Here is a 7,013-nt window from a genome sequence, read left to right on the forward strand (position 1 = left end):
ACCTTCGTGTCGCTGATGGTGCACATCTACACCATCGGCTACATGGCCGACGATCCCGGCTACCAGCGCTTTTTCTCCTACATCTCGCTGTTCACCTTCTCGATGCTGATGCTGGTGATGGCGAACAACTTCCTGCAGCTGTTCTTCGGCTGGGAGGCGGTGGGGCTGGTCTCCTACCTGCTGATCGGTTTCTGGTACAAGCGTCCGACCGCGATCTACGCGAACATGAAGGCCTTCATCGTGAACCGGGTCGGGGACTTCGGCTTCCTGATCGGGATCGCGACGCTGGTCTTCTACGCCGGCAGCCTGAACTACACCGAGGTCTTCGGCGAGGCCGAGGCGATGCGCGACGCCACCATCACCCTGTGGCCGGGCGGCACCTTCGGCCTGCTCGACGTGGCGCTGATCTTCCTGTTCATCGGCGCGATGGGCAAGTCGGCCCAGGTTCCGCTGCACGTCTGGCTGCCCGACTCGATGGAGGGCCCGACGCCGATTTCCGCGCTGATCCACGCCGCGACGATGGTCACCGCCGGGATTTTCATGGTCGCGCGCATGTCGCCGCTGTACGAGTTCTCGGTGGCGGCGCTGAGCTTCATCCTGGTGATCGGTGCGATCACGGCCTTCTTCATGGGGCTGATCGGCCTGGTGCAGAACGACATCAAGCGGGTGGTGGCGTATTCGACGCTGTCGCAGCTTGGCTACATGACCGTGGCGCTGGGTGCCTCGGCATACGCGGCCGGCCTGTTTCACCTGATGACCCATGCCTTTTTCAAGGCACTGCTGTTCCTTGCGGCGGGCTCGGTGATCATCGCGATGCACCACCTCCAGGACATGCGTGCGATGGGCGGGCTGCGCCGGTACATGCCTATCACCTACGCGACCGCGCTGATCGGTTCGCTGGCCCTGATCGGATTCCCGTTCTTCTCCGGCTTCTTTTCCAAGGACGCGATCATCGAGGCGGTGGGGTACTCCGAGACCCCCGGGGCCGGCTTTGCCTACTGGCTGGTGCTGCTCGGAGTGTTCGTGACCGCGCTCTATACCTTCCGCATGTTCTTCATGGTTTTCCACGGCAAGGAGCGCTACGACCAGGCGCACAAGTACATGCCGGACCATGGCGATGACCATGACGACGATGACCATCACGAGCACGGACCGCTCAAGCCGAAGGAGTCGCCGTGGGTCGTCACCGTGCCGCTGATCCTGCTGGCGATCCCGTCGGTGGTGGCCGGGTACTTCATTGGCCCGATGCTGTTCGGTGACTTCTTCGCGGACAGTCTCTTCGTGCTGGAAGAGCAGGATGTGCTGGGCATGAAGGGTGAGACCTACACCGGCGTTCTGGCTTTCGTTCTGCACGGCCTGATGCTGCCGGCCTTCTGGCTCGCGATGGCCGGCCTGGGTACGGCCTGGTATCTGTACATAAAGCGGCCGGATCTGCCCGGGGTGATCGCCGAACGCCTGCGCCTGGGCGTACGTATTCTCGAAGAGAAATATGGCTTCGACACCTTCAACGACCGGGTCTTCGCTGCCGGGTCGCGCGGCCTCGGCCGGTGGCTCTGGCGCTATGGCGATGCCATGGTGATCGACGGTCTGCTGGTCAACGGGACCGCCCGCTCGGTTGGCTGGATCGCGGCGCGGGTGCGCGGCATCCAGACCGGTTTTCTCTACCACTACGCCTTCGTGATGATCATCGGCCTGCTGGTCCTGATCTTCGCCTTCGTGATCTGAATGCCTGCCGCCATGTTGACAGCACGATATTCCTCCAGCCCCGCCGAGCGGTCCGGGCCCCGTCACCGCCCACGCGCCGGGTTGACCCCCGCGATGGTCGGAGCCGCCGTGGAGTCGCTGTGCCGTTGCTGCGTCCCGGCTCCATCAAGGAACGACCATGTTTACTGACTGGCCCATCCTGAGTCTGCTGATCTGGCTGCCGATCCTGGGCGGTTTCCTGACGCTCGCGGCGGGTCGCGAGGCGCCGGCGGTCGCGCTGCGTCTGGGGCTGGCGGTCGCCCTGGCCACCTTCGTCGCCAGTCTGTTCCTGTGGTTCACTTTCGAGCGCGGCACCGCCGAGATGCAGTTCCAGGAGTTCACGCCCTGGATCGCGGCCTTCAATGTCCACTACCACCTGGGGGTGGACGGCATCTCCATGCCGCTGATCCTGCTGACCACATTGACCACCGTGCTTGTGGTGATCGCCGCATGGGGTTCGGTCAAGGAGCAGGTCGGCTACTACGTGGCCGCCTTCCTGGTGATGCAGGGGCTGATGATCGGGATGTTCTCGGCACTCGACGCGGTGCTGTTCTACGTGTTCTTCGAGGCGATGCTGATCCCGATGTTCCTGGTGATCGGCATCTGGGGCGGGCCGCGGCGCGTATACGCGACGATCAAGTTCTTCCTGTACACCTTCCTGGGCTCGGTCTTCATGCTGATCGCGCTGATCTACATGTACCTGCAGTCCGGTAGCTTCGCGATCCTCGATTTCCATCACCTGCCGTTGCCGATGACGGCGCAGATCCTGATTTTCCTGGCCTTCTTCGCGGCCTTCGCGGTGAAGATTCCGATGTTCCCGGTGCACACCTGGCTGCCGGACGCGCACGTCGAGGCGCCGACCGGCGGCTCGGTGATCCTGGCGGCGATCATGCTGAAGATCGGCGGCTACGGCTTCCTGCGTTTCAGTCTGCCGATCACCCCGGACGCGGCCGCGGTGCTGGACGTGCTGGTGATCACCCTGTCGCTGATCGCCGTCGTCTACATCGGGCTCGTGGCGCTGGTGCAGAGCGACATGAAGAAGCTGATCGCCTATTCCTCGATCGCGCACATGGGCTTCGTCACGCTCGGCTTCTTCATCGCCTTCATGATCTTCCGCAATACCGGCGACTGGTCCGGGGCTTCGATGGGCATCGCCGGCGGCATGGTCCAGATGATCTCGCATGGCTTCATTTCCGCCGCGATGTTCTTCGCGGTCGGCGTGCTCTACGACCGCATGCACAGCCGCAACATCGCGGACTACGGCGGGGTGGTGAACACCATGCCCTGGTTTGCTGCCTTCTTCGTGCTGTTCGCAATGGCCAATACGGGTCTCCCCGGCACCTCCGGGTTCGTCGGGGAGTTCATGGTGATCCTGGCCGCCTTCCGGGCCGATTTCTGGCTGGCCTTCCTGGCCGCCACCACGCTGATCCTGGCGGCGGCTTACACCCTGTGGCTGGTGAAGCGGGTGATTTTCGGCGAAATCGGCAACGACAACGTGGCCAAGCTGAAGGATCTGGACCGCCGTGAGTTCTTGATCATGGGTGTCCTCGCGTTCTTCGTGCTGCTGCTCGGCGTCTGGCCGGCTCCGCTGCTCGACGTGATGAATGCCACCATCGACCACCTCGTGGCCCACATCGCCCAGTCGAAGCTGCCTGCGCTCTGATACAGGACCTGACATGAATTTCGAGATTCCAGCCTTTCTGCCCGCGGTGCCCGAGATGTTCGTGCTGGGCATGGCCTGCCTGATCCTGGTGCTGGACGCTTTCCTGCCGGACTCGCGCCGAGACATCACCTACGGCCTGGTCCAGGCGACTCTGATCGGAGCCGCGGGCCTGACTTTCTGGCTGGCCGGTCCCGAGACCCAGATCACCTTCCACGGCACCTTCGTCGCCGATCCGATGAGCGACGTGCTGAAACTGGCCACATACGTGGTCACCTTCTTCGTGTTCCTGTACTCGCGCCCCTACCTGATGGAGCGCGACATCTACAAGGGCGAGTTCTACGTGCTAGGGCTGTTCGGCGTGCTGGGAATGATGATCATGATCTCGGCGCACAATTTCCTGACCCTATACCTGGGGCTGGAATTGCTGGCCCTGGTCTCCTACGCGCTGGTGGCCTTCTGGCGCGACTCGGCCCGGGCCTCCGAGGCTGCAATGAAGTACTTCGTGCTCGGGGCGCTGGCCTCGGGTCTGCTGCTGTACGGGCTGTCGATGATCTACGGCATGACCGGCAGCCTGGACATCGCGACCGTCGCCGCGGCGCTGACCGCTGCCGAAGAAGGCATGAACGTGCCGCTCGTGTTCGGGCTCGTGTTCGTGGTGGTGGCCGTGGCCTTCAAGCTCGGCGCGGTCCCGTTCCACATGTGGGTACCCGACGTCTACGACGGTGCGCCGACGGCGGTCACGCTGTTCATCGCGACGGCACCCAAGATCGCCGGTTTCGCGCTGCTGATGCGGCTGCTGGTCGAAGGTCTGGGTCCGCTGCACGGCGACTGGCAGGGCATGCTGGTCGTGCTCGCGGTGCTGTCGCTGACGGTGGGTAATGTGATCGCGATCGCCCAGACCAGCCTGAAGCGCATGCTCGCGTATTCGACCATCGCCCACGTCGGGTTCCTGTTCATGGGCATTCTGGCCGGCACGGACACCGGTTACGCCTCGGCGATGTTCTACATCATCGTCTATGCCGTGACCGCGGCCGGCGGCTTCGGCATGATCATCCTGCTGTCGGGACGCGGCTTCGAGGCCGACCAGCTGGAGGATTTCAAGGGTCTGGCGCGACGCAATCCCTGGTTCGCCTTCCTGATGCTGCTGCTCCTGTTCTCCATGGCCGGGGTACCGCCCACCGTCGGCTTTTTCGCCAAGCTTGCGGTGATCCAGGCGGCGATCGGCGCCGGGTATGTCTGGCTCGGCGTGTACGCGGTCATCTTCTCGATCATTGGCGCCTTCTACTACCTGCGCGTGGTGAAGCTGATGTTCTTCGACGAGCCGGTCGTGGAGCGCGCGCCCGCGGATCGTGGCGGGGTCTTCGCAACGGCGATCAGCATCAACGGCCTGGCCGTGCTGGCACTGGGCATCTTCCCCGGTCTGCTGCTGACGCTGACCCACTACGCCATTGCCGGTTGAATCAGGGCTTCCAGCGGGCGTGTAGTCCCTGGGGCGGCGCAGGTGGGCCGGCAGCCCCAGCGGGAAACTCGGGGTGAGCGACATGCCGATCGAAGAACTCAGGGATAGCGGACAGCTGCCGAGCCCGAAAGGGGTGGCCTTCGCGGTCATGGAAGTGTGCCGCCGGGAAGACGCGACGATGGACGCAGTCGCCAACGTGGTCCAGACCGATCCCGCCCTGGCGGGGCGGCTGCTGCGGTTGGCCAATTCGGCTGCGCGGGCGGGGAGAGCCTTGGCGTCCGTGCGGGAGGCCATCGTTCGGCTCGGACTCGGCACGGTGCGGCAGGTCAGCCTGGGTTTTTCGCTCGTCGACCAATACCGGGAAGGGCCCTGCGAAGCCTTCAATTACGAGGATTTCTGGTCCCGTTCCCTGCTGATGGCGCTCGCCGCGCGGGAACTGGGGGAGCTCAGCCGCGCGGCGTCCCCGGATGACCTGTTCGCCTGCGGATTATTGGCGGGTGTCGGCTCTCTGGCATTGGCTACGGTCTACCCGGCGGAGTACAGCGAAGTGCTGCGCCGGGCCCAGCGGGAAGGCGGCTCGCTGGTTGCCCTGGAGCGCCAGTTCCTTCAGATCGACCACAATGAATGTACCGCTGAGTTGATGCGCGACTATGGCATCCCCAAGGCGCTTGCGGAGCCCGTCTACTACCACGAAAGGCCCGAGACATCGGGATTCGTGGAGGGTTCGCGGCCGCATCGGATCGTACATCTGTTCTTCCTCGCCAGCCGGATCGCGAATCTCGGTCTGGCGTCGGACGGTGGCCGGGGCGAGAGCATCAGCGAACTCATGCTGCTGGGGGGCAAGATCGGTCTCGATGCCGACGACCTGGGCGCACTCGTCGATCGGATCGTGAAGGAGTGGCACGAATGGAGCGAGATGCTGCAGGTACCCGTGCGCTTCATCCACCCGTTCGCAAAACTTTCCAGGGCGGCGGCTTCGAAGCCGGGAGAATTCCCCGACCCGTCCTCATTCCGCGTGCTGGTGCTGGAGGATGACGCCGCCACGCGGTTACTGCTGAACGGGATGCTGGCCCGCATGGGCCACACGGTGTACTCGGCCGCCAACGGCGAGGAGGCCCTGGGCCTGGCCCTCGAGGTGCAGCCGCAGGTGGTTTTGATCGACGGCATGATGTCGGGCGATGAAGGCCTCGACTTCTGTCGGGCCCTGCGGGCCACGGATTGGGGCAAGTCCATTTTTCTGATCCTGTTGATCGGCGTCGAGACGGACGGGAGGCTGGCCGAGGCCTTCGAGTCCGGCGTGGACGATTATCTGACCAAGCCGGTCAGCGTGTATGCCCTGCGCGCGCGGGTTCGGGCGGCGTCGCATCACGTGCTGCTGATGGAGGCCTGGGAGCAGGATCGCGCCCAGCTCAAGCAGTTCGCGGCGGAGCTGGCGATCACCAACCGCAAGCTCGAGCATGCGGCCCTTACGGATGTCCTCACCGGCCTGCCCAACCGGCGTGCCGGCATGGACGCGCTGCACCAGGCGTGGAGTGCCTCCGAGCGGGCCGGGTTGCCGCTGACGGTCCTGCTGATTGACGTCGACCAGTTCAAGGGCATCAACGACCAACATGGCCACGCGGTGGGTGACCGGGTGCTGGTCGAATTGGCCACCGCCCTCAGGGCATCTGCGCGCACGGACGACCATGTCTGCCGGATGGGCGGCGAGGAGTTCCTGGTGGTGTGCAGAAACGCCGATGCACGCTCTGCGCTGGTTGCCGCTGAAAGATTGCGTTTGGCGGTCCGTGCGCTGGAGGTCGACGCTGGCGAAGCCAGGGTGCGGGTGACCATCAGCGTGGGAGTGGCCGGCAAGGAGGACGAAATGGACGATGTGAATGCCCTGGTGGTTTCCGCCGACAAGGCGCTCTATGCCGCGAAGAATGCCGGCCGTGACCGCATCTGTATCCTAGCCGGCGGGCAGCTGCGCTGCACCCAGCCGAAGGCTCCCCCTGCGTAGACGCAGCGGAGCGAAATCGCCGAACGTGCCATTGGCGGCGCGCGATTGGCACCTTGCGGGCCGGATATCTCTTTGGTATAGTCTCGCACCTCTGATGCGGGGTGGAGCAGTCTGGCAGCTCGTCGGGCTCATAACCCGAAGGTCGCAGGTTC

The 7,013-nt window shown here is 64.3% G+C and carries 4 protein-coding genes; all 4 read left to right on the forward strand.

The genetic code is table 11. The features are described 5' to 3' along the window. Positions 1 to 1,725, forward strand: a 1,725-nt coding sequence (gene nuoL, locus EA346_RS10455) for an NADH-quinone oxidoreductase subunit L (protein ID WP_296758328.1), incomplete at its 5' end; no start/stop codon positions are given. A gap of 157 nt (positions 1,726 to 1,882) precedes the next feature. Next, a complete protein-coding gene (locus EA346_RS10460) occupies positions 1,883 to 3,406 on the forward strand; it encodes an NADH-quinone oxidoreductase subunit M (protein ID WP_296758329.1) in 1,524 nt (507 codons plus the stop codon). 13 nt (positions 3,407 to 3,419) lie between these two features. Further along, a complete protein-coding gene (nuoN, locus tag EA346_RS10465) occupies positions 3,420 to 4,865 on the forward strand; it encodes an NADH-quinone oxidoreductase subunit NuoN (RefSeq protein ID WP_296758330.1) in 1,446 nt (481 codons plus the stop codon). Positions 4,866 to 4,947: 82 nt separating this feature from the next. Further along, on the forward strand, positions 4,948 to 6,861 hold the full coding sequence (locus EA346_RS10470; protein WP_296758332.1) for a diguanylate cyclase: 1,914 nt from the start codon (positions 4,948 to 4,950) through the stop codon (positions 6,859 to 6,861). Positions 6,862 to 7,013: the final 152 nt, after the last annotated feature.

The organism is Thioalkalivibrio sp. (assembly GCF_007692535.1).
Lineage (GTDB): Bacteria > Pseudomonadota > Gammaproteobacteria > Ectothiorhodospirales > Ectothiorhodospiraceae > Thioalkalivibrio.

What these genes read in the sequence shown, in the direction of transcription:
- EA346_RS10470 (WP_296758332.1), top strand. Translation starts at nt 4,948, where the DNA reads ATGCCGATCGAAGAACTCAGGGATAGCGGACAGCTGCCGAGCCCGAAA.
- nuoN (WP_296758330.1), top strand. Translation starts at nt 3,420, where the DNA reads ATGAATTTCGAGATTCCAGCCTTTCTGCCCGCGGTGCCCGAGATGTTC.
- EA346_RS10460 (WP_296758329.1), top strand. Translation starts at nt 1,883, where the DNA reads ATGTTTACTGACTGGCCCATCCTGAGTCTGCTGATCTGGCTGCCGATC.